We start from the raw sequence: 23,925 nt of genomic DNA, 5'->3' as shown, positions 1-23,925 counted from the left end.
ATGGTCTTATAACTTGTTGTATTATCAGCATGTTTTGTCGATTATTTTAACGTTGTTCAAATAAGCCATTATTTAAGCCATTATTTTTTTATAAAAAAATGAATATAAGCAAATGTGGATATAGCAAAAAAATCTAAGCCATCCTGTAGTTACATCGCAAATTTAGTCACATCACAAATTCTTTTTTGATCCAACTTCTTAACACTAAGATACTCTCTTGTTTCAGTTGCTCTTTGGCACAAACGAAGTAGTAGTCTTGATAGGGATTAGTCACTGCGGAACCGAGTTCTTGTAGTAGGCCTAACTTGATGTCATCTTTTACAAAGAGGCGATGGGTAACGAAAATACCTAATTGGCGGATAGTAGCTTGTACAGCTTGTGCTGAAGAGACAAATGATAGGTTTTTGCGACTTGCTGGCATGGTAAGTTGATAAGCATCGCACCAAATTTGCCAGTCTTTTTTGCGGCGCTCGTTCACAGCGATAATCGCTGGGTGGCATTTAAGTATGGATGAAAGCGTCTGCTTATCACCTTGCTTTATGAGGTCAGGTTTTATGAGTTCAGGGCTGCATACCAGCACCAATTCATCTTCGGCAAGTTTCTCACAATAGTAGTCTTGCCACTCATCTTGTTTACCATGAACAATCGCGATATCAACGTTCTCTGATGTTAGAGAAAAAGTGCCTGTTAAACTCGATATTCTCACGTCTATATGTGGCGCATGCTCTTGAAAGCGGTTAACTCGTGGTATCCACCAGTGCAGCGCTAATGAGTTGACCATGTTGAGTGTCAGTCGGTTATGGCGCTCATCTTTTATAAGCACTTCAGTTGCTTCAACGATTTGCTCCAAAGCAGGCGCAATGCTCCGATAGTATTTTTGACCAGTATTATTGAGTACGACGTGACGCCCAACGCGATTGAATAGCGGCTGGTTTAGCTGGTTCTCTAATGCTTTTATTGATTGACTGACGGCTGAATGACTAACATTAAGGTGCTTTGCTGCATCCGTCATGCTGCCCGTTTCTGCTACGGCAATAAATGAGTAGAGTGACTTGAGCGGAGGTAGTTTTCGCATTGGTAAGTTTCTCTTACAGGTTTGGTTAATATTACTCGTTATTTTTCCTTTCGTCATTGTTCTATGATGGCTGTACTAGAGGAGAGTTGTATGAACCCACGAATTTTGGCTCCATTATTTATGTTGTCCTCCACATTTAGCTTGTCATTGACAGGGCTACTGTCTAAGTTTCTTGCACATGAGATACCGCTACAAAGTCTCAGTTTTCTCCGATTTTTACTCCCCGCGCTCATATTGTTGGGAGTAATGAGCTTAACTCATTTCCGTTTTCCTCCCAAAGGTATGAAACGGGCTCTGTGGGTTCGCTCAGTATGTATTGCAGGCTGTCAGCTCTGTTTTATTTACTCACTTCAGCATCTTTCTTTGGTGGAAAGTGTTGTATTGTTTAGCACTGGTCCACTGTTTATTCCTTTGTTAGAAAAATTAATATTTGGTGTAGTGATGAAAGCAGGCACGGTTGTGAGCTTGGCCATTACATTTATCGGGGTGTTACTGCTGGCTGGCGATGTTTCGGGCATCCATTTACGGATGGAGTTATTGGTCGGTTTACTTGCGGGAGCGCTGAATGCGGGATCGCAGTTAAGCTTATATCGAGCGACGAAAAGTGATATGCGATCTATTGATATCAATGCTTGGACGTTTGTGTGTGCATCAATCTTATTACTGCCTTTGTTATTTCTTCCTACCGTAGACGCGAATGTACTCCAACAAACCTGGGGCAGCTTGCAGCAGTTAGCTGTGGTTATTGCCTTGATCGGAGTCTCTATATTAGTCATTAACACTCAAATTTTTCGAGCCAAAGCCTACCGTCTGGCACACTCTGGCTCGCAGCTCGCTCCGTTAATTTTTACCAATTTGCTTTTTACCGCTTTATGGCAACAGTTGTTTTTTAATGTACAGTACTTGCCAACACAAATGGTAGGATTGGGCTTGATTGTGATGGCAACTTTTACCGGAATTCTTATCCCGAAGCTATTTAAATCCTCAGTATCGTCAAACCAGCTTAAATCAGCTTAACCCGCTTATTGCTACTGTCTGATGAGCCCATAAGGCAGGCTAGAAAATACCTTAGGATTATTTTTCACTGTGGGCGCTTGGTTGATTTTCTGCCAGTCAAGTAACATAATGGCAAGTACATTGCGGTGCTCTCCGTCGGCAAGGTCAAACACACCTGAGGTAGAGGGGATCATCCCTTTCTTTTTATCAATCGCTTGTTGAATTGCGAGGCGAGTTTTTTCTACAACAGGATCCTTTTCTAAACCTGCGAGTAGAAAAGTGATCCCAACTTCAGCAACCACATCTTCCTTCGCTCTTAGCAAAATGGTATCGATATTATTGCGAAAGTAGTCGAAGATCCATTGATGCTGCTGCTCTTTAATGGGATTTTGATAGTATTCCGAATCGGCAAAAATAATGTGTGTCATGCCATACAGCTTATTGCCATATTGTTGCGCGGAGAGTGCTTTATCAGCAGAATCTGGGTATGTTTTCCTAAAGCTATCAATGAATGGTTGTACGACATCTTGTTCACCTAACTGGCGTAACCAATAGACTTGGTTAGCAAGTTGTGCGGCCCACGCTTTAATCATTTCTTCATCAGTGGCGTACTTAGTAAAATCATAACGGCGGATCACTTGGCGCAAAAGCTGATCTTCTTTATGTTTCAAACCATATTCGTTGGCACGGGCCATAGAGCCTAATAGGTCGACGCCTAAGTAGAGGTATTCTGGCATATGTTTAGTGGCGATATAGCGTAATTGGCTGCGTTCATCTTCGTCATCGAGGTATCCAGCCAAACGTTGCTCAGAGTAGAGAAAAACCTGTTCAGCAGTTGAAACTTCTGCGGAAAATTGATTAAGTCGGCTTGCTACGCGAGCAAGATCACTCCACACCGCTGCTGAATATTTAGGGTCTAGAGTTTGGCGATACATCCGTAACCCATAGTGCCCCTCTTTGAATGCCGGCAATGTGAAAAGTTGCTCTTCATAGGTTTGACGAATAAGCTCCGCAGATTCAGAAAAAGTGTTATTCGTTGTTGACGCCGGCTCTGCATAGCCAGAAGCAGGCAACCACAATGCAATAGCTAATCCCAGAAATAGGCCACTCTTTTTTAATAACATGATGAAAACACACCTCTAAGCTAATATTCATAATAATATTAGCATTTCATAGATTTATTATTGTTGGTGATATGTCAGGTGTGCGTAAAATGACCGCTTTGAGCCGTCGTTAGGATAATGCGTTTAGCTGATTGTGCTTTTTACGCTATGCAAATTGATGAATCAAAATATTGCTATGTTAGCAAAAAGCTACGAGTTCATTTGGTTATATCAACAAATTTGTAATTAATTTGGGTATTCCCCCATTAATTACGTTAATCTTAAGTAAGAAGCACTATTCTAAATAGAGCAAGTAAAACCATACACATGTAGTGATCGCTACAGGCTAGTGAGGGAGAGTTGCATGAGACATATCTCAGGCAAACAGTGGTCTGTCAATTTGCTTCTCGTTGCCTTCATCATTTTTTGTGGAGGGTTGATCGAAATTATCAATTTCAATCAACGAAGTTTTATCCGAGATAATCTTCAAACCAGAGCAAAGGAAGAGCTTTCGATTATTCGAGCTCAGTTAGAAGCTGCCATTTTGTCTGACATCTATGTAGCAAATGGGTTAACCAGTTTAATTGCGATTAACGCCCATTCTCAGTTCGAAGATTGGGAAAAGATTGCGGCTAATATTTTACATGAAGGTAGACATTTGCGCGTGATTGGGCTTGCGCCTGATGATGTGATTCGTTACACCTATCCATTGAGCGGAAATCACAAAACGATAGGCTTAGATTACCGTACCGTTCCCAAACAATGGGCCACGATCTTAAAAGCAAGGGAGATCCAAGAGATCTTCATTGCAGGCCCTGTGAACCTAGTTCAAGGTGGGCGAGGCCTTGTTGCTCGGATTCCTATATTTACTGACCCTCCTGATAACCAACAATATTGGGGAGTATGCAGTGTCGTGATCGATTTAGATTCGTTATTACTTTCCACTGGCGTTGAACGTTTTACTCACCGCTTTAATTTGGCGATACGTGGGGTAGACAGTACTGGTTCGGAAGGCGAGGTATTTTTTGGTGAACAAGAGGTGTTCACGAAAGCTTTTGCAAAACAAAGTGTTCATTTTCCCTATGGCGGCTGGGAAATTGCTGTTGCGCAGAAAAGCGATGTTTTAGGTCAAGTGCCTTGGTATCAGGTTCACATTGTACGGCTGTTAGGTTATCCGATCTTAATCTTGTTGGTTGCGGCGTTTATTACGATATATCGCTTGTACTCTATTGCTAATGAAAGAGCACTTCATGATGAATTAACTCAGCTTCCTAACCGTCGGTACTTCATGTATACGCTTGATCGATATTTTGAGCAGGCTATAAAAATGGACCAATCGGCTGGTTTTGTCATCCTCAACATTGATATTGATAAGTTCAAATCGATCAATGACACCTATGGGCATGCGGCGGGTGACAAGGTGTTGATTGCTTGTGCGGAGCGAGTGAAAAGCGTATTGCGTTCTTCGGATTTAGTTGCACGTATTGGCGGTGATGAGTTTCTGGTTTTGCTGTCTCGAGTATCGGACAACGATGATATTGAGCGGATCAGTCTCAAAATAAAAAGTGCGTTGTGTAATGCGCCAGTCATTTATGAGCAGCACTTAATTAACCTACATGTCAGTGTAGGCGCAGCCGCATTTAGCCCAGAATTTGATAATGTGGATGCGATGTTGAAACTGGCTGATGAGCGGATGTATCAAGAAAAGAGGCAGCAGTACTACTAAATTATTTATTCAGATTTGCATTTTGAAATTTAATTGCAAAATGCAAATTTATTATGCGACACGTTGTAATGAAACCGCTCATAAAGTAGACAGATAAGGTGTTTTTTGGCAGTTTTAAAGTTGGCATGCATCCTGCTATATAGTAAGTGACCCTTCTAAGCCGAGGGTCACCTAGCCAACTGACGTTGTTAGTGAACCTTATTTTTGTTCACACTTATTAATAGCCAATCATACTTTTTGTGATTGGCTTTTTTTATTTTTACGCTCTGCAACTAGCCAGCACATTTCTCATAGCAGCTTGGTTTTCTTGGACAGACAGCACCGCGTGAGCAGATTAAGCGCGCATTATTTTCAATTCCGCGTTCAATCCAATTAATATTAAGAATTTTAGCAATAGTCGTGAGATCTTTTTTAATATGTCTTGGAATAAGAGAGCTTCCGCCGTTGCTGACGCATAACGCTTTGAGCTCCTCAGCAATTGAGTGAGCATCCCCACCTTGTGCATTGATGGCTGGATTCAAATCTATTCCTGCGCATAGCACTCGATTATTGCCTGCTGGATCGATCATATTGACGGATTCACAGCAATATATTCTCGGCTCATCACCTACATTCAAAATCGAAATTTGCGCAGAGCTGCCACTTTGCGGCTCTGAAAGACGTCTAAACACGGCCCAATGCTGGCAAGGGTCATTCACTTTACGCATATTCCCCCACGGTAGAGGGATCCCATTGCCACGATAAACCGCTTTTAATTTGCCTTCACCATAAGCATCGAAATAGTGCCAATGCGGATAGGGTGACACGACCGTCATGCGTCTCATCGCAACAGAAGGAGAAACCCCTGCTTTCAAATGTACATCGATTTCGTAGCCGCTGCGATCAAGAAGTTGTCGATAAGGCACTTTGGGGCACAGTAGTGCGCCAGCAAAAAAACTCGATTCAAAATCTCGCCATGCCTGAAGGATATCTTGGGAATTTAATTCACAGGTGGCGGTGGCATCAGGCGTTTCTTCCCAACTGTTTGTGTGGCCAACCGTTAAGACACTTTTTAGTCCCTCTTTGCTGTGCAGAATATTGTGGCCAATATACACCGCGAGGTCGTACTTTAGGCGAGTTGGGTACTCACGTAGAATTTGATTGAGGTAGATCGTGCATGGTGGTTCAAAAAAAGAGGTAATAAGTTGTTTGGCGCTAACACCAAGCTCATCAACAACATCTTGCGGGGTTCTCGTGACCCAGCGGATAACCAAACCAAGGCTTTTGGCGATGTCGATAAGATCTTCAACAGCTAAGTTTAAGCGTTTTAAACCCACTTCTTCTGCTGCTCGCTCAAGATCTGGGAAGTGGTTTTGTAAACTCTCTTGGTGAGCACGGATCAATAGATGAGCAAACTGTTTGCCAGTGATCCCGGTTTGGGAAAGCATCTCTGGGATCGCGATTTGTAAAATATCATTTGAGAATAAAAAGCTAGGTTCAAGAGCCATACCGCTGATCCCACCTCTGTTACCCTTGTCAGGAGTAATATCCGTTTGACCTGGTTCATCATCTAAAAACCAAGCGGGATCTTTTTGGAAAACTTGGGCAATGACCTCCAACATATCAACACTAGGCACCCGTTTTCCACGCTCAATCATCGAAAGGTATGAAACGGAGGGGGCGTATTCTGGGTTGATACGAATACAGCGTGCCGATAAGTCTTCCATCGTTAGGTGATTACGCTTTCTTAAGTTTCTGACTTTTGTCCCTAAGAAATGTGACTGACGAACTAAGCTTTTTGATAAGGCCATTTTGTAAAATTCACACTGTAAAATTTTTGTTGTGAAATTGTAGTAAAAAATTGGTTACTCTACCAAGTAAGCAAGGTCACAAATTTGCACAAAGGTTAAACGCAAGTTTGGAATAATTGCTCTAGAACACAAAATGTTGAGTTACCTATAAGGAAAAGACGATGAATATGCTGACATTCGATAAAACAGAAATCCAAAAACTAGATAAACCCTTTATCGCTGAAGCCGTCTTCGCCGTCGAGACTATCAGTGCTAATCAACAAAATGAAAAGCAGAGTAGAGCGAAGCAACTACTCGATAGATTGTTCCCTTTGGCGACGGGCTCTCATCAAGATGTGACCAGTTATGTGATCGATTACCGACATGTGTTGGCTTATTTCAAGGATGGGCGTCATAGTGGTTTGAAGCACCCCAAACATTTTGTTGCCTTCAATGGTGAAAAGGAGTCACCATGTTCGATCTTGTTCCGTGATGGAAGTGGTAGCCATGTTGAAGTGATGTTAGGCTGCACTAAAGGGACTGGGCGCGTTGAACTGATAGAGATTAATGATATTCAGTTAGAAACGTGTACCACATTTACCCAATCGGTGGAAGAAATGCCCAGCGCCGCAATGCGCCACTGGGTAAGCCTAGTCAAAGGTGATGAAAAGGGTAAGCCTCAAGCTTGTAGTGAAGATAAGGAGTACACCGCAAAAGATGGTGAAGACTATTACTTAAACTACAGTTTTAACCTTGCTTAGGTTATAGATGCGTATTGGGATTAAATGGGGCGTGGCGCCCCTTTTACTTTTCTATCCATAAATTGAGGTTTATGGAAATTGTGATTGCTTTTCAGCTACCCATAAGAGGTTGAAGCGATTAAAGTGGCATAACACGGTTGCGGCCTAATTGTTTTGCTTCATAGAGCAGTTTATCGGTTCTTTCTATCAAAGACTCGGACGTATCACCTAGTTGTAACTCTGTCACACCAAAAGAGGCGGTAATATTACCAACTTGGTTTCCTGAGCGGCGATCCTTCACGCTCATTTTTTCTATCGAACGGCGCAGTGATTCTGCAAACTGTCTGGCAATGCGCAGTGTTTTATTTGGAACAATTAAAACAAACTCTTCGCCGCCAAATCGGTAGGCGGTAATGCCATCTCGACAGCTACTCTGAAGCTTTTTAGCGATGCCTTTGATGACGGTGTCACCAAATAGGTGGCCGTAATTGTCATTAAAAGATTTGAAGTGATCGATATCTAATAAGATCAGGCTTATTGGTTGCTGCGCGCTTATTAGGGTAAAGAGATCATCATTGAACGAACGGCGGTTATATAAACCGGACAATCCATCGAATAAAGCCTCTTTTTGCACCTCGGCAAGCTGCTCTTTCAGTCGATGAATTTCTTTACTGGCACTATTAAGTTGACCATTTAAAAACTGAGTTGAATGGCGAATATCTCGCGATTCAGTGACCAATTGGCGAACCACTTTCATCACCTCTTCGATCGATAAATCATCGTTTTCGACTCGTTCTAATTCACTAAAACTTTTATCAATCACTCTGGCAAATTCGCTGGTATCGGTTAGGGTATCTGACATTGAACTTGCGACTTCATTGACTAACACTTCAATATTGTTGCGTAGCGTGCTTAAACTGGTTTCAGAGCGCGATGCGACATAGCTGTTATAGAGTTGAGAGCTTGCCGCGGGAGGACAAAGGCCAAAGTTTTCCAATACAGAATCGAGTTCTCGATTGAGTTGAGGTATGGCATTGTCAACATAGGTATACCAAAGTGCATAGTTAGCAGGTGTCGCCGCCACATGATTTTTCATCATCAACGGTACTGCTTTTTTTAAATTGGCTGTAGATCTCTTAAAGTCGTCGCTGGTCATTATCGTAAAATTAATAGACAGTCACAGATATTCATACCGCTAAGATTAGCGGATATCCCAAAGTTATGCGCTAAAAAAATGCAACTAAAGTTTGAAGTTGAATTTTTATTTACGGTGAACAATCGATTCTTGATGTAGATCAAACACAATAGACAGACATAGTAGGGGGTTTTTTATATATTGAATCGCTGAATGATTAAAATAAGTTGGTTACTGAATCAAGGAGTAATAGATGGAGATGTATGATATTGAATCGTTTTTGGATATTTTACCTCAGGTAGAAAGTAGCTATCCGTTTGGTCCTGACGCGTTGGTTTTCAAAATTCGCGGTAAAATGTTTGCCTATACTTCTCAGTCGAGAGAAGAGCCGTTTGTGACATTGAAGTGCACTCCCGAAGATGGTGAAGTTCTGACCAGTGCCTTTTCCGCTATTCGTCCTGGTTATCATATGAATAAAAGACACTGGATCTCCGTTAAGTTAAACGGAGATGTGGACCAGATGATGTTACAGGAATTATGTGAACGCTCTTATCAGCTTGTAGTGAGTAAACTGAAAAAATCAGATAGAGAAGCGCTTCAGGCTCTGTTTGTGCAAGCAAAACTTGATTAAGCGGTATCCTTACGTTGTTCCAGTTTTTTTGCGCCACGCAGCATCGCTTCTATCAATTCTGTCGCGTTAAATTTTTCCAAAGCTTCGTGGGCTCCGACTTGGTGAGCTCTATCCAAACAGATCTCACTGGAAAGCGAGGTGTGAAGAATACAATAAGCATGGCTCAGCATTGGATCATTTTGAACCTCAAAGGCCAGTTCATATCCATCAAGGCCCGGCATTTCAATATCACTGACCAGCAAATCGATCGCACGTTGATGTTGAGCGTCTTGACGCATCAGCTCAATGGCATCAAGCCCATTTTTACAGATTTGGTAAGGGATGTTGATACTGTCTAAGGCATCTGACAATTGTTTACGTGCAATAGATGAATCATCCACCAGTAAAATACGCAGTGCTTTTAATCGTTCACGTTCAATATCAGTCAGCATCGGGATCTTAGTTGATTCATACTGTGGATAAATTTTTGAAAGTAATAATTCGACGTCAAGTAACTGCACAATCTGTTTTTGATAGCGGGTTATGCCAGTGACAAAAACGTCTTTTCCCGCCACTGCAGGTGAAGACTCGATTGTTCGCCAGTCACACTCGATGATTTTTTCAATGCTACGTACCATAAACGCAACTACGGTTCGCAGGCAGTCCGTCACGATTAAGTAGCATTGTTTATATTCGCTAGGTTGAATTGCTCTAAAGCCAATGGCGGCAGCCATATCAATGACAGGTACCGTCAAGTTACGGATAGTCACCGTTCCGATCACATGGTGATGAGAATATGGGATTTGTGTCATTGGCATGTAAGGGACAATCTCTCGTACTTTCAGAGTCCCGATAGCAAAAAGCTGTTTCTGAGTGTTCAATGTGAACATCAACATGCCTTGGGATTGGTTTGCCTTACTGGGGGTTTTAGCCATAACACCTTACTCAACGTTGTTTCTTATGCTTAATACTAAACGATCTCTTACTGACGGCAATGCGTTAAATGCAAATAAACAGTATAACCGTATGTTTATTGATCTTTTGCACTCTTACATTGGGGTTGGACTCTTGAAAAGCATCCGTTACACTATTTGCAGTAGCAAATTTATTGAGAAAAATGATGGCAAGAACGGCAGCGGCTCTTCACATTTTAGTGAAGCATAAAGAACAAGCTGAAGATATTATCGCTCAGTTAAAAAAGGGAGCGAAATTTCAAACATTAGCCAGAAAATATTCTACCTGCCCTTCGGGTAAAAAAGGGGGCGATCTGGGTGAGTTTCGTCAGGGGCAGATGGTCCCTCAATTTGATAAAATCTGTTTCACTGGAGAGGTACTGACACCTCATTTGGTGAAAACCAAGTTTGGTTGGCATGTTGTAAAAGTTCTATATCGGACCTAGCCTCAATAGGGTGATTTTCTCATCGACGTTGATTTTTAAAGTAATAACCAATGAGCAGTGAATGCCACGCTTTTTCTCAAAACCAGAAGTGCGTGGTGCTTTTCATTCGTCAGGAATGACACTCGATTCTTTATCTTTTTATTCCATTACCTTTTATAGAATGGCCTACTACACCCAAACCACTTCAAGTAGTAAGGTATATAAATAAAACAGTCATTTGTTCTCATAAATAAGAATGCACAATAACTTCATGAATTAAATGGATTTATTCATTAGGTTTTTTATTAAAATGAGAGCGGGTTATTTTGAGATATTGACTTATAGTCGCTTAACGTTAGTTTTATCAAGTGAGCGGTATGATCTAGGAGTTTAAAATGAGTGAAGAAAAAAAAATTAACGTTCGATTGCTTTCTGATGTTTGTATGCAGTCTCGCTTACTTAAAGATTCGCTAGAGTCAAAGTTGCCGATTAGTATTGATATCTCTCCGCTTTGCGATACGTGGATGAATGATAACAGTCTATCATCCTATAAAATTCAATTGGTTATTATCGACTATTCTCGCGTTGATGAAAATAATTTTGCTGATTACTCAGCATTTAAACGCTTATCCTGCCCTGATGCAAAAGAAGTGCTTATTAATTGCCCGCTAGATATTGAACCTAAAATGCTCTTTAAATGGCAGAATCTTGTGGGTGTATTTTATACCAATGATCAGCTTGAATCTTTAGTTAAGGGCATGGAAAAAGTGCTTGATGATGAAATGTGGTTTAATCGAAAATTGGCTCAGGAATATATACAGCATTATCGTGCAGGTAATTCATCTATTACCTCTCAAGCTTATGCTAAATTAACGAAAAGAGAGCAGCAAATAATTAAGCTACTTGGCTGTGGTGCATCTAATATGCAAATTGCAGATGAGTTGTTTGTAAGTGAAAATACAGTAAAAACACATTTACATAATGTATTTAAAAAGATAAATGCTAAAAATAGACTTCAGGCATTATTATGGGCAAAAGATAATATTGGTATTGAAGAGTTTAATTAAATTTTATTTATTTTTAAATAAGACAGCCCCTTTGATAGGGGCTGTCTTATTTTCTTAACTGAATTTCTTTTTATTCGGCTTCGATGCCTTTTTCTTTGTAAAGGCGGCGGCATGCACGTCCATCGCTGTGGAAGAGGTGGCAGCGATGCCCAGGAATACCAATTGTCAATGTATCACCTGTTTCAACGCCCAAAGTATCAGGCTGGCGGTAAATTACATCAGAATCAGAGCCTTTCAAGTTCATGTAGACTTGTGTTTCATTACCGAGTTTCTCAACCATCATCACCTTGCCTTCAATTTTCGCGTCGCCATCTTCAGCGCTCAGCAAGTGCTCTGGACGCACACCTAATGACATACGCTCGCCGCGAGTGATCGTGGTGCCATCGACCAAAATCCAAAATGAGGTTCCATTAGAGAGTTGAACTTTCACGCGTTCGGCTTCGACATCTTCGATGAATACGCTCATGAAGTTCATTTTAGGAGAACCGATGAAGCCTGCGACGAAACGATTTTCTGGGTAATGATACAACTCAAGTGGTTTACCTACTTGTGATACGAAACCAGCATCCAAGACCACGATTTTGTCAGCCATTGTCATTGCTTCGACTTGGTCATGGGTAACGTAAATCATAGTGCAGCCCAATTTGCGTTGCAGTTTGGTTATCTCTGAACGCATCTGTACGCGCAGCGCTGCATCTAGGTTAGACAGCGGCTCATCAAGCAAAAATACATTCGGTTGTGAGACTAAAGTACGCCCAATCGCGACACGCTGACGTTGGCCACCTGAAAGAGACTTAGGTTGACGTTCAAGCAAATGGCTGAGCTGGAGAATATCGGCGGCGTGCTCAACACGTTGCTCGATCTCCTTTTTATCGGCTTTGGCCAACTTTAGGCCAAAAGACATGTTGTCGAAAAGATTAAGGTGCGGGTAGAGCGCATAGGATTGAAATACCATGCCGACGCCACGTTTAGAAGGTTCAACATCATTCATTCGCTTATCGCCAATAAACAAGTCACCCGAGGTGATATCTTCTAGGCCTGCGATGCAACGCAGTAGGGTGGATTTCCCACAACCTGACGGACCGACAAAGACGACAAATTCGCCTTCTTGAATTTCTAAGTCGACATTTTTAGAAATTAATACATCACCGTATGCTTTACATACATTTTTTAACGTGACACTCGCCATAGAGCTCGTCCTCGATCAATATTTTTTATAAATCACTGCCCATCATTATATGAGTTTTCTTGCAGGCAATGACAGCAGGAATTGGGTAAGGTGGTTAATAATGTAAGAAAAAGGGTGATGTCTTCAAATTAAGGGAGTTTGAAGAAAGCATCACCCATCCATGCCAATGATTTAGTTCACTTCCCCTGCACATTGAGCGTCTCCCCCGTTATAAAATCAATTACCACGAACGCTCATTTATGACAGCAAACCAATCTAGCGATGTAAGCCAGTAAACGATGAGTTACTGGAAAAGGCTCTTACTATCCACTCTGGGATGACTGTATTTTGTGTGATGTGTGTGTTTGATACATCCTCCTAATTGAGTTTTTTATAGGGGGGAGTAGCGATGGATGCGATGGAGGAGGGGTTTAAGGGCTGAGTTAGATCCAGTTCAAATAATTAATGGCTGTTAAGTGGAAGCATGTCACAAAAAGGTATTTTTTTGTGATTGAGCTCTCTAACCTTGAGCGATGATGATCACGAAAATAGTCCATAATATCGAGGGCGTAGGGCGTAGGAGGATGAGTCAAGTTAGGTTTTCTCTGATTATATATGACGAAATACGGCGAAACCTGTTGGTGAGCCCTACAACACAAAAATAAAAAGGATATGAACATGAAAAACGCCCTAAGCACAGTCGCGCTAAGTACTCTAGTTGCTCTTGGTTCGTTTGGTGCACATGCTGCTATTGAAGAAGGACAACTCACCATTTGGATTAATGGTGATAAAGGCTATAACGGTTTGGCTGAAGTGGGTAAGAAATTTGAGGCGGACACGGGTATCAAAGTGACCGTGGCCCACCCTGACGCACTTCAAGATAAATTCCCACAAACCGCAGCAACGGGTGATGGACCTGATATTGTGTTCTGGGCTCATGACCGTTTTGGTGGTTATGCAGAAGCTGGCTTGCTGGCTGAAATTAAACCTTCAAAAGCGATTCAAGAGGGTATCGTGGATTTTGCCTGGGATGCGGTGAAATACAACGGTAAAATCATCGGCTACCCAGTCGCGGTAGAATCCTTGTCTCTCATCTATAACAAAGATCTTGTGCCAAACCCACCGAAAAGCTGGGAAGAAGTGGAAGCGTTGAACGCCAAACTTAAGAAAGAGGGCAAAACAGCCATCATGTGGAACTTGAAAGAACCGTATTTCACATGGCCTCTTATGGCGGCTGATGGCGGTTACGCATTCAAATATACGATTGATGGTTATGATGTGAAAGATGCGGGTATCGCGAATAAAGGCGTAAAAGACGCGATGAACTTCGTGAAAGGCTTAGTGGACAAAGGCGTGATCTCTCCGGATATGGACTACTCTGTTTCTGAAGCTGCGTTTAACCAAGGTAAAACGGCAATGACGATCAACGGTCCGTGGGCTTGGGGCAACATTGAAAAATCAGGCATTAACTACGGTGTGACGACATTACCTAAATTTAACGGGCAATCTTCCAAGCCGTTCGTGGGCGTATTGACGGCTGGTATCAGCACCGCTTCTCCAAATAAAGATCTCGCGATTGAGTTTATCGAAAACTACTTACTCACCAATGATGGTCTGCGCATGGTCAATAATGACAAACCTCTTGGCGCGGTGGCTCTTAACTCTTTCCAACGTGAGCTTGATGCAGATACACGCATCGCCGCGACAATGGATAACGCAATGAATGGCGAAATTATGCCGAACATCCCTCAGATGAATGCATTTTGGGGCAGCGCGAAAAGTGCAATTATCAATATTGTAGATGGCCGCCAAACTGTCGATGCCGCACTGGCTGATGCAGAAAAACAAATGACTAAATAATTCGGTTTTGGTCAAGCCCTTAAGGAGAGGGTAACCTCTCCTTCATTTTACGTTTATATCGCTAGCAGGTTCTTCTATGCAGTCAGTTCAAGGTACAGATGCTTTGTCAGCACCCGAAACGGCACTTCCTTCCAGTAAAAATGTGCTCATTAAATGGGCATTATTAGGTACGGTTGGTATCGTTAACGGTTACGCCACTATTCTTATGTATTCTCGCGGTGAGCTCGCCTTTGCGCTGCTTACTCTCATTCTTACCGCTCTGGCCCTTTATATTTTCGGCAGTAAACATACTTACGCACACCGCTATATTTATCCGGGTATCGCGGGAATGATCTTATTCATCCTCTTTCCTTTGGCCTACACCGTTGGTCTGGCTTTTACTAACTACAGTGCTAAAAACCAACTCTCTTTAGAACGTGCACAAACCGTGCTGTTGGATCGAACTTATCAGGGCGGGGAAAGCTATCCTTTCACTCTATACAAAACGGAAAGTGGCTATCGAATTGCAATCGAAGATGGAGAGCAGACGCTCGCTACCGACGTATTTTCCTTAACGGGTTTATCGGTGACCGATATGGATCTTCAACCTATTGAGGGTATTGAGGGCACCAAAGAGCCGATTAAAACCATTATTAATCACCGTGCTACGTTGAGCTCAATTGATCTGCATTTCCCTAGTGGTGAAGATGTACGTATGAGTGGCTTGCGCAAGTTTGCCGCCGTATCGCCGCTTTACACCATGCAAGATGATGGCGAAACGCTGGTCAATAATCAAACAGGCGAAATACTACGGCCGAATATGGATGTTGGCTTTTATCAACCAGTGGACGAAAGTGGTCAGTTTATCGGTGTGACAGTATCGCCTGGTTTTGTAGTGAAAATTGGTACACATAACTTTGAGCGTGTATGGAAAGATGACGGTATTAAAGAGCCTTTCATCAATATCTTTATCTGGACGGTCGTTTTCTCAACCTTAACCGTGATTTTCACTCTTATGATAGGGCTAGTGTTGGCTAGTGTTGTGCAATGGGAAGAGCTTAAAGGCCGCGCCGTTTACCGAGTGCTATTAATCCTGCCTTATGCTGTTCCTGCTTTTATTTCTATTTTGATCTTCAAAGGCTTGTTCAACCAAAGCTTTGGTGAGATCAATATGGTGCTCAACAGTATTTTTGGCATTAGTCCTAGCTGGTTCTCAGATCCCTTTCTCGCTAAAAGTATGGTGCTGATCGTCAATACTTGGCTTGGTTTTCCTTACATGATGATTTTGTGTATGGGTCTTTTGAAAGCGATTCCAGAGGATTTATATGAAGCATCGGCGATTGATGGTGCAGGCTTTTTACACAACTTCACCCGTATCACATTGCCGCTCATGATCAAACCAATGACTCCGTTACTTATTGCGAGCTTTGCGTTTAACTTTAACAACTTTGTGATGATTCAACTTCTGACACAAGGTGGCCCGAATATGATTGGTACTTCAGAGCCAGCCGGCTACACCGATTTACTCGTAAGCTATACCTATCGTATTGCGTTTGAAGGAGCTGGTGGTCAAGACTTCGGTTTGGCTAGTGCCATCGCAACCTTGATCTTCTTACTGGTTGGTGGGTTAGCACTACTCAACTTACGTTTTACGAAGCTGTCACAGAATTAAGGAGTAATCGTTATGGCGATGGTACAAGGTCAATCTCTCAAATATCGCTTATGGGCGACTCATGTTGCTCTGTGGGCATTTTTATCGCTGATCATTTTTCCACTATTGATGGTCATTGCGATTTCATTTCGTGAAGGGAACTTTGCCACGGGCAGTTTGATCCCAGATAACCCATCTCTAGAACACTGGAAATTGGCATTAGGTTTTGCTGTCACTAATGCTGATGGCTCTGTTACACCGCCGCCATTTCCGGTTCTGACTTGGTTATGGAATTCAGTGAAAGTAGCAGGCATTACTTCAGTGCTCATTGTGGCCCTATCGACAACGTCTGCTTATGCCTTTGCGCGCATGCGTTTTAAAGGTAAAGACACCATCTTAAAAGCGATGATGATTTTTCAAATGTTCCCAGCGGTACTGGCACTGGTTGCGATGTATGCACTGTTTGACAAATTAGGTCAATACATCCCATTTCTTGGCTTAAATACGCATGGTGGTTTAATTTTCTCCTACCTAGGTGGTATCGCACTGCACGTATGGACGATCAAAGGCTATTTTGAAACGATAGATAACTCATTAGAAGAAGCGGCTGCTTTAGATGGAGCTACACCATGGCAAGCCTTTAGACTGGTGCTGCTACCACTCTCTGTGCCGATTCTTGCGGTTGTGTTTATTCTCTCGTTTATTGGGGTGGTTGGTGAAGTACCAGTGGCATCTTTGCTACTTTCTGATGTAAACTCATATACATTAGCGGTGGGTATGCAGCAGTATCTTTATCCTCAGAACTATTTGTGGGGAGATTTTGCAGCAGCAGCAGTGTTGTCTGCTTTACCTATCACTGTCGTCTTTTTGCTTGCACAGCGCTGGTTAGTCGGAGGACTTACGGCCGGTGGTGTGAAAGGATAATAACGATAGGGCGACCGTGAGGTCGCCCATATTGTATTAGCTTAACGTATTTGGTTTGGCCGCCGATCAGTTAAGTAATATGCAAATCTGGCGTTACGCATAGCTGGCTGTTAGCTTTATTCCTTACTATCCAACAAACTAACAGTTTTTGTAACCAAGACCCGAGCATTGCTTGGGTTTTTTTATATCTGTATTAAAGGGTGCTATTGGTAATGCACATGCAGTATATGATGAATTGAATGTCTCAAAAGTGAAATGGTGTTTGGATGCGACCCACATCTGAAATCTTTGTGTAACGTCGTAAAGGAAGGCTAAAAAATCAGAACTCACGGCTAGAAGGGGCGCAGCCTAAGTATTGCAAAAGGACATACAAACTCTCTTGCTGCAGCGCAACGCGGCGAAACAAATCGGCGAAGGTATCATCTCCGCCAAAGCAGGCACGGATATAGTGGTTAATTTCTTGGGGCTGGTAGCCTTCAACGTAAAGCGTTCGGACCCAGTGATACTCAATTGACTTTGGGTCGACTAACGTCGATTCGCTCAAGGTAATCTCTCTGAGAGTCAAAGTCTTTTCCTATCATCGATGCAAAATTTCAGAGGGCTCGATTTAAGCAGATAAAGATGAAGAAAAAATGACAACTGAGCGTATCATAGGTGGTTATTTTAAGTACTTAACGTGAGCTTCCATCTCTTCCCCTATCTCTTTACGCATGTTCATTAAGCGTATCGCTGATTGGCGTAGGGCAATATCTTCTGCTGTTTGCGGCACCCATTCGGGTATAGGGGTAGGCTTGCCTTGCCCATCGACAGCCACCATGATGACAATACAATGGGTAGTCAGCTGGTTTTTCAACTCTTTTGGATCGCTCGCTTGCACATCAATGGCAATATGCATTGAGCTCGTTCCCGTATAAATAACTTTTGCGCTGACTTCAACGAGGTTCCCTACGTGGATAGGAGCGACAAAGCGGATCCCTCCAGCATAAGCGGTGATGCAATATTTACCACTCCAGCCTGCTGAGCACGCATAGGCCGCTAGATCTATCCATTTCATGACAGCACCACCGTGGACTTTACCACCAAAATTCACATCACCGGGCTCTGCTAAAAAACGCAAAGTTATTGCACGTTGGCCACTACTCATTGGGGAATCCTTGTTTTTATTAACGGAATCATAAATAACAAAGCGTTAACCAAACTGCAATATTATTTTGAATGCAGCAGATATAAAAAATCCTCTTAGTTGCCTAAGAGGATTTTTAAAGCCGAGTGGTACGAGTTATTTACTTTATGTTGTACCTTATTGAGCCAACTGAGCGTTAGTTATTCAGTTGCGTTAATAATAGTTTAAACAGTATTTCGACGTAACTGTTCGATCGAACAGGTTCTATCTCTGATGAGATTGTTTAGCGTGATTTCTCCAATAACCTAAGGAGAAGTCACATGACTATTTCAATTTATTCACATACCTTTCAAAGTGTCCCTCAAGCTGATTATGTGTCATTGCTGAAGTTACGCTATAAAGTTTTTTCGCAACGCTTGCAGTGGGAGCTAAAAACAAATCGAGGAATGGAGACTGATGAGTACGACGTCCCAGAAGCACACTATTTGTATGCCAAAGAGGAACAGGGTCATTTAGTGGGGTGTTGGCGAATTTTGCCAACGACGTCGCGTTATATGCTTAAAGATACTTTTTCGGAATTACTCGGTGTGCAGCAAGCACCCAAAGCAAAGGAGATTTATGAGCTGAGTCGTTTTGCGGTCGATAAAGATCATTCGGCGCAATTGGGCGGCGTGAGTAATGTTACGCTGCAGATGTTTCAGTCGCTGTATCATCACGCCCAGCAATATCACATCAATGCCTATGTAACGGTCACATCGGCCAGTGTGGAAAAATTGATTAAGCGAATGGGGATCCCATGCGAAAGACTCGGTGATAAAAAAGTGCATCTTTTGGGAAGTACACGTTCTGTCGCTTTGCATATTCCAATGAATGAAGCATATCGTGCAAGTGTCAATGCATAAGCCTTATAAATAGGGATTGATATAGCCACCTAAAATAGCTTTAGTGATCGCTTGGTAGCGATTCGTCGCGCCAAGCTTTTTACAAGCATTACTGAAATGGAACTTCACGGTACGTTCTGACGTATTAATAATCGTGGCAATTTCCCATGCGCTTTTGCCTTCGGCCGCCCAAGCTAAGCATTGTACTTCACGTGCGGTGAGCACCGCTCTCGGTTTTGCGTCTTTATGGTAACGGGTGATGTTGCCAATATTATGAGCCAGTAACGGTACAATGAGCTGTGAGGTATGGATACTTTGTTGATTCAAATCGTAAGACTTGGTATCTGAGGTTGCAAAACTTACCATGCCAAATTCCCCCCTAAGCCCATGGATTGGAATGCTAAATCCCGCTTTGAGTCCATTGCAACGCGCCTCTTCGAAAATGACTCGTCCATCATCATTGACCCGCTTAGCGTCATCCCAGCGAATGGGCAAAAAATTGGTAATACTGTATTTGACAATTGGATCGATATGCATGAAGCCGGATTCATCATATTGCTGTCGCCAGCTATTGGGGTAATTGTCCGTGACAAGCGTTTCACTGGTTTTTAACGTGGGTTGAAAAGAGAGGCCAAAGAGGAAAAATTCATGATCAATTAAGTTATTGAGCCCATTGAGTACATTTTCCAAATCATCGTGGCTAGTGATTTGTTGGTTCTCTTGGATCAGTCTCAGAATTTTGTACATAAGCCGAAAGTTCTAGATTGCGTCGTACTATATTGGCATTTATATCAAAAAAAACCGTAACAGTACGAGCAAATAATGAAATAGTTTATCTATTTGGCGGGAAAATCTAGTTCAAATGTCGGTTTTGGCCTCAATCTATCTATACCACCTGAATGGTTACTTCATTTTCACGAGCGAATGCATCAATTTCTTCTGGTGGTTGAGCATTGGTAATGATCAAATCTACGTCGGCAATTGTGCCTAGCTTAACCATGGCATTACGTCCGAATTTGCTGTGGTCGACACCGAGATAAACACAGCGACTATTTTCGATGATCGCCCGTTTGACTCTCACTTCGTGATAATCGAAATCTAAAAGTGAGCCATCATAGTCAATGCCGCTAATCCCTAAAATACCGAAATCGAGACGAAATTGTGAAATGAAATCCAAAGTGGCTTCACCCGTCACGCCACCGTCTTTATTGCGCACTTCACCGCCCGCTAAGATGACATTGAAATCCGGTTTGGCCATTAAAATCGTCGCCACGTTAATGTTGTTGGTGACAATGCGCAGATTTTCGTGATTGAGCATTAATGCCCGAGCGATAGCTTCAGGTGTCGTACCTATGTCGATAAAGAGCGTTGCGCCATCGGGAATGTGTTTGACTAGCTCGGCAGCCACTTTCTCTTTTTCTTGCTGATAAGTTACTTGGCGAGTGTGGTAAGAGGAGTTTTCAGAACTAGACGCGATGGTGGCGCCGCCGTGATTGCGTCGTAACTTATTGGCATCTGCAAGTTCGTTGAGATCTCGGCGGATGGTTTGTGGACTGACATTGAATCGCTCGACTAAATCATCAGTACTCACAAATCCGTGTGTTTGAACTAATTCGATAATTTCTTGATGGCGTTTAACTGCTTTCACCTTAAATATCCTTATTCATTGAAGCTTAAATAGGCCAATACCTTGAATGCTTATTGTGCGTAAGGCACTACGACTTTGTGAGTGTACGGTTTAATCGACCAAATTCAATCATTAGTGAATGGGATACGCGAGTATTTGCTCGTTTTAAGTGATAATTCACATTAAACGAACATTATAGGCCCTTTATGGAACATAGTTATGTTTCTTGGAATGTGGCACATTGATTCCGTCCAGCGAGCTTGGCTTTATAAAGTGCTTTGTCTGAGCGGCGATAAATTTCGAAAAAATCGGCATCGTTGCCCGCAATTTCAGAGATACCGCAACTGATACTAAAGTGTGCGCCGTTGTCAAAAAATGCGTATGCATAAAATTCTTTACGTAAACGATCTGCCACTTGAAAGGCCTCATGCGCATTCGCCTTATGCAGAACAATCAGAAACTCTTCACCACCAATTCTACCGCAGGCATCGCCATGGCGTGTGTGCTTTCTCGCTATCTCTGCTAACTGCCAAATCACATCATCTCCTCGCTGGTGGCCATAGGTATCGTTTACTAACTTGAAGTTGTCGATATCAATCGCGATACAACTTATCGGATAATGATCACGCTGAGCCAACGTAAATTCATTACACGCTTCTCGCCACAACTTGCGGCGATTGTAGAGCTGCGTTAAGTCATCGGTATTGGCCAGAGTGTGTAGTTGCTCTTGCAGTTCAACAATATCGGTAATCTCAGTAGAAACACCGATAAGGCCAATCACTTCACCGGTTTGTGTACTTAGAATCGGTTTCTTTATTGCGCGGTAGACGCGTACTTTGGTATCAAATTTTGCTTGTGCACGTTCTTCACTGATTTGGTATCAAATACCATTTGATCGCTGTGTAAAATATCGGCGAGTAGGTCATCTTGAAAAAAATCATGATCAGTTTTGCCTCTGAGTTCTTCCAAAGTTGTGCCGAACAGTTTTAGTGTTAGCTGATTTGCATACAGATACTCACCTTGACGGTTTTTTACGAACACGTATGAACCGAGCTCGTTTAAAACAAGCTCATGCAAGGCAAACAAATTATTGCTATACACATCTTCGATGTTATCAAGAATCATTATCTGGCCACCAAATTTGCTAGGTTGCCTAACGGATCTGACGTAAAGGATCCCTCAATACATTTCATTTTTGTTTATTTTTATTCTTCTTCCATAAACATAGCTCGAATCGATGCTAGATGCTCAATTTTATGGTTGTATTACGCCCTCGATAGCTGTTGTACGGCTTTTTGTCAGTTTTATTTGGGATAAAATAACCCCGGAAATTACCATCGTTCCACCTAAAAGATGGTAGTTTTGCACTGTTTCACCTAACAGGGTTGTGGCAAGCGAAACCGCCACTACAGGTAACAAATTCATAAACATCGCACTAGAGTCTGCACCAATTAAATCGATCGCTTTTACCCACATCCACGGAGCCAATAAGGATGCAGCGACAGAAGCGTAAGCGATTAGGGGCAGTGAGCCTTCCGTGGGCAGGAGATGTTCACTGGTCAACCATAATGGTGTCAGCATTAAGACAGCAAACAACCCTTGCATATAAATAAGCGTCCAATTGCTTAGCGGCATTTTCCACCGTTTAAGTAACACACAATAAAGTGCGTAAACGGTTGCAGCCACCACCATTAACGCATCACCATGTGTAATATCTTGATGCAAGAAGAAGCTCATATCGCCTTGACCTAGCATAAAAGCAAGCCCTGCGAGAGAGAGGATCCCTCCTACAACACTCAAAGCTGAAATGCGCTTATGGAGTAGAGGGACGCTGATGAACACACTGAGCAGCGGTACCAGCGAAGTGATCAACGACATATTTGATGCAGTAGTCGTTAGCCCTGCGTAATAGCCAAGAGACTGATTCAGTACCATGCCTAACATGGCTAAAAAAGCCAGTTTAGTTAAATGGGGCTTGATGGTTACCCATTGGCGGATCACGGTAGGTAAGCAAAAGGGGGTTAGCAACAGCATCGCGACAAACCAGCGATAAAAACTCATCGCACTTGGCTCAATGGTTTCTGCGGCGAGCTTGTTGATGATAGAGTTACCACCCCAAATTAGAACCGTGAATAGTGGAAGAAGATATACCATGTGAGCCTCGTCGCAAATTGTGCTTTGAAGTATAGTGTGGCAGGTCTCTATAATTATATATATCTCCAAAACGACATTGCGAGCGATAGGAAGACAAGTTTGAAAAAAGCGCCCAGAAATCTTCACCCTTCACTATCGATTGACAGTGCGCCATCGGATGTCTTTATGAATTTCGATGCGTTTTTGTCAAACACAGAAACGCGAACTCATAGCCATCCATGGGGACAAGTGCAGCTAATTTCCGGCGGGATTTTGGAAATGGAAGCGCAAGAAACGCGATTTCTCGCACCGCCTCATCTCGCGATTTGGGTTCCTGCGGGGGTGAAACACTGCAGCTATAATCGTAAGCCAATTGAATATTGTTCGCTCAATATTGATCGGGCTCTCACCCATGGTTTTCCCAGGCACACCAGTTTGATAAAAGTGACGCCCATCGTTTCTGCCATCATTGAGGATTTTCGATCGCGTGAAATCAGTGTGGCTCAAAACGCGCAAGATAAACGTTTAGTTCAAGTATTGCTCGACCAATTGGCAACGCAAGAAACGCAGCATCATTTTTTGCCTTCCACTAATCACAAATATTTAGCCCCGATTTTAGCGGCGGTAGAAGAAAACCCGACCGATGATACGACATTGGCTTTGTGGGCTGAAAAAGTACATACCACAGAGCGAACATTAGCGCGGCATTGCCAAACGGAACTAGGGATGAGTTTTACCGAATGGCGATTAAGAGTACGCTATCTCTATTCCATGGATTTACTGCGCACAGGGCATTCAGTGAAAGAGGTAGCATTAACTCTTGGCTACAACCAAGCCAGTCCTTTTATTACCATGTTTAAAAAATACTCCGGCCAAACGCCGGAACAGTATAAAAATCGCTTGTTATAATATTGCTTAAGCGTATGTAGGAGGCACTTCATCCTGATCAAACTATAAAGAAGTGCCTTAGACTTAATTTG

The 23,925-nt window shown here is 42.6% G+C and carries 22 protein-coding genes and 1 pseudogene; 11 read left to right on the top strand and 12 right to left on the bottom strand.

Features of this window, described 5'->3' with window-relative positions:
• Positions 1-166: 166 nt before the first annotated feature.
• Positions 167-1,075: a LysR substrate-binding domain-containing protein gene (locus AACR75_RS08470; RefSeq protein WP_047687750.1), complete on the bottom strand. Its 909-nt coding sequence runs from the start codon at positions 1,073-1,075 to the stop codon at positions 167-169.
• 90 nt (positions 1,076-1,165) lie between these two features.
• Here AACR75_RS08470 and AACR75_RS08465 point away from each other — a divergent pair, with 90 nt between their 5' ends.
• Positions 1,166-2,092: a DMT family transporter gene (locus AACR75_RS08465; RefSeq protein WP_047687749.1), complete on the top strand. Its 927-nt coding sequence runs from the start codon at positions 1,166-1,168 to the stop codon at positions 2,090-2,092.
• An 11-nt stretch (positions 2,093-2,103) separates the two neighbouring features.
• Here the strand turns inward: AACR75_RS08465 and AACR75_RS08460 are convergent, their stop codons facing one another.
• Entirely contained in the window at positions 2,104-3,195 is a 1,092-nt protein-coding gene (locus tag AACR75_RS08460) for a DUF3541 domain-containing protein (RefSeq protein WP_047687748.1), read from the bottom strand.
• Positions 3,196-3,523: 328 nt separating this feature from the next.
• Here AACR75_RS08460 and AACR75_RS08455 point away from each other — a divergent pair, with 328 nt between their 5' ends.
• Positions 3,524-4,900, top strand: coding sequence for a diguanylate cyclase (locus AACR75_RS08455; protein ID WP_017045991.1), 1,377 nt, complete (start codon positions 3,524-3,526; stop codon positions 4,898-4,900).
• 272 nt (positions 4,901-5,172) lie between these two features.
• Here the strand turns inward: AACR75_RS08455 and AACR75_RS08450 are convergent, their stop codons facing one another.
• Positions 5,173-6,690, bottom strand: coding sequence for a DUF3612 domain-containing protein (locus AACR75_RS08450; RefSeq protein ID WP_081989621.1), 1,518 nt, complete (start codon positions 6,688-6,690; stop codon positions 5,173-5,175).
• Positions 6,691-6,851: 161 nt separating this feature from the next.
• Here AACR75_RS08450 and AACR75_RS08445 point away from each other — a divergent pair, with 161 nt between their 5' ends.
• Positions 6,852-7,430, top strand: a complete 579-nt coding sequence (locus tag AACR75_RS08445) for a malate synthase (RefSeq protein WP_013868075.1) — start codon at positions 6,852-6,854, stop codon at positions 7,428-7,430.
• A 118-nt stretch (positions 7,431-7,548) separates the two neighbouring features.
• On the opposite strand, the gene AACR75_RS08440 is transcribed toward AACR75_RS08445, so the two are convergent.
• Positions 7,549-8,565 carry a GGDEF domain-containing protein gene (locus tag AACR75_RS08440; protein WP_017045993.1) on the bottom strand — a complete coding sequence of 339 codons (1,017 nt, stop codon included), beginning with the start codon at positions 8,563-8,565 and terminating at the stop codon, positions 7,549-7,551.
• A gap of 232 nt (positions 8,566-8,797) precedes the next feature.
• On the opposite strand from AACR75_RS08440, the gene AACR75_RS08435 reads away from it, so the two are divergent.
• A complete protein-coding gene (locus AACR75_RS08435; RefSeq protein WP_047687746.1) occupies positions 8,798-9,175 on the top strand; it encodes an MmcQ/YjbR family DNA-binding protein in 378 nt (125 codons plus the stop codon).
• Here the strand turns inward: AACR75_RS08435 and AACR75_RS08430 are convergent.
• Positions 9,172-10,089: a chemotaxis protein gene (locus AACR75_RS08430; RefSeq protein WP_013868073.1), complete on the bottom strand. Its 918-nt coding sequence runs from the start codon at positions 10,087-10,089 to the stop codon at positions 9,172-9,174. The two genes, AACR75_RS08435 and AACR75_RS08430, sit on opposite strands and share 4 nt — an antisense overlap.
• A gap of 185 nt (positions 10,090-10,274) precedes the next feature.
• On the opposite strand from AACR75_RS08430, the gene ppiC reads away from it, so the two are divergent.
• A complete protein-coding gene (gene ppiC / locus AACR75_RS08425) occupies positions 10,275-10,553 on the top strand; it encodes a peptidylprolyl isomerase PpiC (protein WP_026027858.1) in 279 nt (92 codons plus the stop codon).
• Between the two features lie 374 nt (positions 10,554-10,927).
• Positions 10,928-11,599 (top strand): LuxR C-terminal-related transcriptional regulator, encoded by a 672-nt coding sequence (locus AACR75_RS08420; protein WP_013868071.1) that lies wholly within the window; start codon positions 10,928-10,930, stop codon positions 11,597-11,599.
• A 70-nt stretch (positions 11,600-11,669) separates the two neighbouring features.
• Here AACR75_RS08420 and malK read toward each other — a convergent pair whose 3' ends face one another.
• Positions 11,670-12,788, bottom strand: a complete 1,119-nt coding sequence (malK, locus tag AACR75_RS08415; RefSeq protein WP_017045996.1) for a maltose/maltodextrin ABC transporter ATP-binding protein MalK — start codon at positions 12,786-12,788, stop codon at positions 11,670-11,672.
• 657 nt (positions 12,789-13,445) lie between these two features.
• Between malK and malE the strand changes: the two genes are divergently transcribed.
• From malE to malG, 3 genes are all read left to right on the top strand, one after another.
• Positions 13,446-14,627, top strand: coding sequence for a maltose/maltodextrin ABC transporter substrate-binding protein MalE (gene malE / locus AACR75_RS08410; RefSeq protein ID WP_026027705.1), 1,182 nt, complete (start codon positions 13,446-13,448; stop codon positions 14,625-14,627).
• 76 nt (positions 14,628-14,703) lie between these two features.
• Complete coding sequence (gene malF / locus AACR75_RS08405; RefSeq protein WP_047687745.1) at positions 14,704-16,278, top strand: maltose ABC transporter permease MalF; 1,575 nt, start codon at positions 14,704-14,706, stop codon at positions 16,276-16,278.
• Between the two features lie 12 nt (positions 16,279-16,290).
• Positions 16,291-17,181 carry a maltose ABC transporter permease MalG gene (gene malG, locus AACR75_RS08400; RefSeq protein ID WP_010317575.1) on the top strand — a complete coding sequence of 297 codons (891 nt, stop codon included), beginning with the start codon at positions 16,291-16,293 and terminating at the stop codon, positions 17,179-17,181.
• A 319-nt stretch (positions 17,182-17,500) separates the two neighbouring features.
• Here the strand turns inward: malG and AACR75_RS08395 are convergent, their stop codons facing one another.
• Positions 17,501-17,746 (bottom strand): hypothetical protein, encoded by a 246-nt coding sequence (locus AACR75_RS08395; protein WP_017047197.1) that lies wholly within the window; start codon positions 17,744-17,746, stop codon positions 17,501-17,503.
• Between the two features lie 93 nt (positions 17,747-17,839).
• Positions 17,840-18,325, bottom strand: coding sequence for an acyl-CoA thioesterase (locus AACR75_RS08390; RefSeq protein ID WP_026027856.1), 486 nt, complete (start codon positions 18,323-18,325; stop codon positions 17,840-17,842).
• Positions 18,326-18,624: 299 nt separating this feature from the next.
• On the opposite strand from AACR75_RS08390, the gene AACR75_RS08385 reads away from it, so the two are divergent.
• Entirely contained in the window at positions 18,625-19,206 is a 582-nt protein-coding gene (locus tag AACR75_RS08385) for an acyl-homoserine-lactone synthase (RefSeq protein WP_013868065.1), read from the top strand.
• A 3-nt stretch (positions 19,207-19,209) separates the two neighbouring features.
• Here AACR75_RS08385 and AACR75_RS08380 read toward each other — a convergent pair whose 3' ends face one another.
• The 4 genes and pseudogenes from AACR75_RS08380 to AACR75_RS08365 form a co-directional block, all read right to left on the bottom strand.
• Complete coding sequence (locus AACR75_RS08380) at positions 19,210-19,932, bottom strand: helix-turn-helix transcriptional regulator (RefSeq protein WP_017046001.1); 723 nt, start codon at positions 19,930-19,932, stop codon at positions 19,210-19,212.
• Between the two features lie 139 nt (positions 19,933-20,071).
• Positions 20,072-20,833, bottom strand: a complete 762-nt coding sequence (locus AACR75_RS08375) for a DeoR/GlpR family transcriptional regulator (RefSeq protein ID WP_013868063.1) — start codon at positions 20,831-20,833, stop codon at positions 20,072-20,074.
• 196 nt (positions 20,834-21,029) lie between these two features.
• A pseudogene (locus AACR75_RS08370) lies at positions 21,030-21,937 on the bottom strand (sensor domain-containing diguanylate cyclase).
• 129 nt (positions 21,938-22,066) lie between these two features.
• Positions 22,067-22,966, bottom strand: coding sequence for a DMT family transporter (locus AACR75_RS08365; RefSeq protein ID WP_047687744.1), 900 nt, complete (start codon positions 22,964-22,966; stop codon positions 22,067-22,069).
• Positions 22,967-23,065: 99 nt separating this feature from the next.
• On the opposite strand from AACR75_RS08365, the gene AACR75_RS08360 reads away from it, so the two are divergent.
• Positions 23,066-23,854 carry an AraC family transcriptional regulator gene (locus AACR75_RS08360; RefSeq protein WP_026027854.1) on the top strand — a complete coding sequence of 263 codons (789 nt, stop codon included), beginning with the start codon at positions 23,066-23,068 and terminating at the stop codon, positions 23,852-23,854.
• The last annotated feature ends 71 nt before the right edge of the window (positions 23,855-23,925 follow it).

The sequence above is a fragment of the Vibrio sp. ZOR0018 genome, from assembly GCF_963865925.1.
Lineage (GTDB): Bacteria > Pseudomonadota > Gammaproteobacteria > Enterobacterales > Vibrionaceae > Vibrio > Vibrio anguillarum.
This window is presented reverse-complemented; position numbering and strand designations above follow the sequence as displayed.

What these genes read in the sequence shown, in the direction of transcription:
- AACR75_RS08435 (WP_047687746.1), top strand. Translation starts at nt 8,798, where the DNA reads ATGGAGATGTATGATATTGAATCGTTTTTGGATATTTTACCTCAGGTA.
- AACR75_RS08430 (WP_013868073.1), bottom strand. Translation starts at nt 10,089, where the DNA reads ATGGCTAAAACCCCCAGTAAGGCAAACCAATCCCAAGGCATGTTGATG.
- AACR75_RS08445 (WP_013868075.1), top strand. Translation starts at nt 6,852, where the DNA reads ATGAATATGCTGACATTCGATAAAACAGAAATCCAAAAACTAGATAAA.
- AACR75_RS08390 (WP_026027856.1), bottom strand. Translation starts at nt 18,325, where the DNA reads ATGAGTAGTGGCCAACGTGCAATAACTTTGCGTTTTTTAGCAGAGCCC.
- ppiC (WP_026027858.1), top strand. Translation starts at nt 10,275, where the DNA reads ATGGCAAGAACGGCAGCGGCTCTTCACATTTTAGTGAAGCATAAAGAA.
- AACR75_RS08460 (WP_047687748.1), bottom strand. Translation starts at nt 3,195, where the DNA reads ATGTTATTAAAAAAGAGTGGCCTATTTCTGGGATTAGCTATTGCATTG.
- AACR75_RS08470 (WP_047687750.1), bottom strand. Translation starts at nt 1,075, where the DNA reads ATGCGAAAACTACCTCCGCTCAAGTCACTCTACTCATTTATTGCCGTA.
- malF (WP_047687745.1), top strand. Translation starts at nt 14,704, where the DNA reads ATGCAGTCAGTTCAAGGTACAGATGCTTTGTCAGCACCCGAAACGGCA.
- malK (WP_017045996.1), bottom strand. Translation starts at nt 12,788, where the DNA reads ATGGCGAGTGTCACGTTAAAAAATGTATGTAAAGCATACGGTGATGTA.
- AACR75_RS08450 (WP_081989621.1), bottom strand. Translation starts at nt 6,690, where the DNA reads ATGGCCTTATCAAAAAGCTTAGTTCGTCAGTCACATTTCTTAGGGACA.
- AACR75_RS08365 (WP_047687744.1), bottom strand. Translation starts at nt 22,966, where the DNA reads ATGGTATATCTTCTTCCACTATTCACGGTTCTAATTTGGGGTGGTAAC.
- AACR75_RS08380 (WP_017046001.1), bottom strand. Translation starts at nt 19,932, where the DNA reads ATGTACAAAATTCTGAGACTGATCCAAGAGAACCAACAAATCACTAGC.
- AACR75_RS08420 (WP_013868071.1), top strand. Translation starts at nt 10,928, where the DNA reads ATGAGTGAAGAAAAAAAAATTAACGTTCGATTGCTTTCTGATGTTTGT.
- AACR75_RS08385 (WP_013868065.1), top strand. Translation starts at nt 18,625, where the DNA reads ATGACTATTTCAATTTATTCACATACCTTTCAAAGTGTCCCTCAAGCT.
- AACR75_RS08465 (WP_047687749.1), top strand. Translation starts at nt 1,166, where the DNA reads ATGAACCCACGAATTTTGGCTCCATTATTTATGTTGTCCTCCACATTT.
- AACR75_RS08440 (WP_017045993.1), bottom strand. Translation starts at nt 8,565, where the DNA reads ATGACCAGCGACGACTTTAAGAGATCTACAGCCAATTTAAAAAAAGCA.
- malG (WP_010317575.1), top strand. Translation starts at nt 16,291, where the DNA reads ATGGCGATGGTACAAGGTCAATCTCTCAAATATCGCTTATGGGCGACT.
- malE (WP_026027705.1), top strand. Translation starts at nt 13,446, where the DNA reads ATGAAAAACGCCCTAAGCACAGTCGCGCTAAGTACTCTAGTTGCTCTT.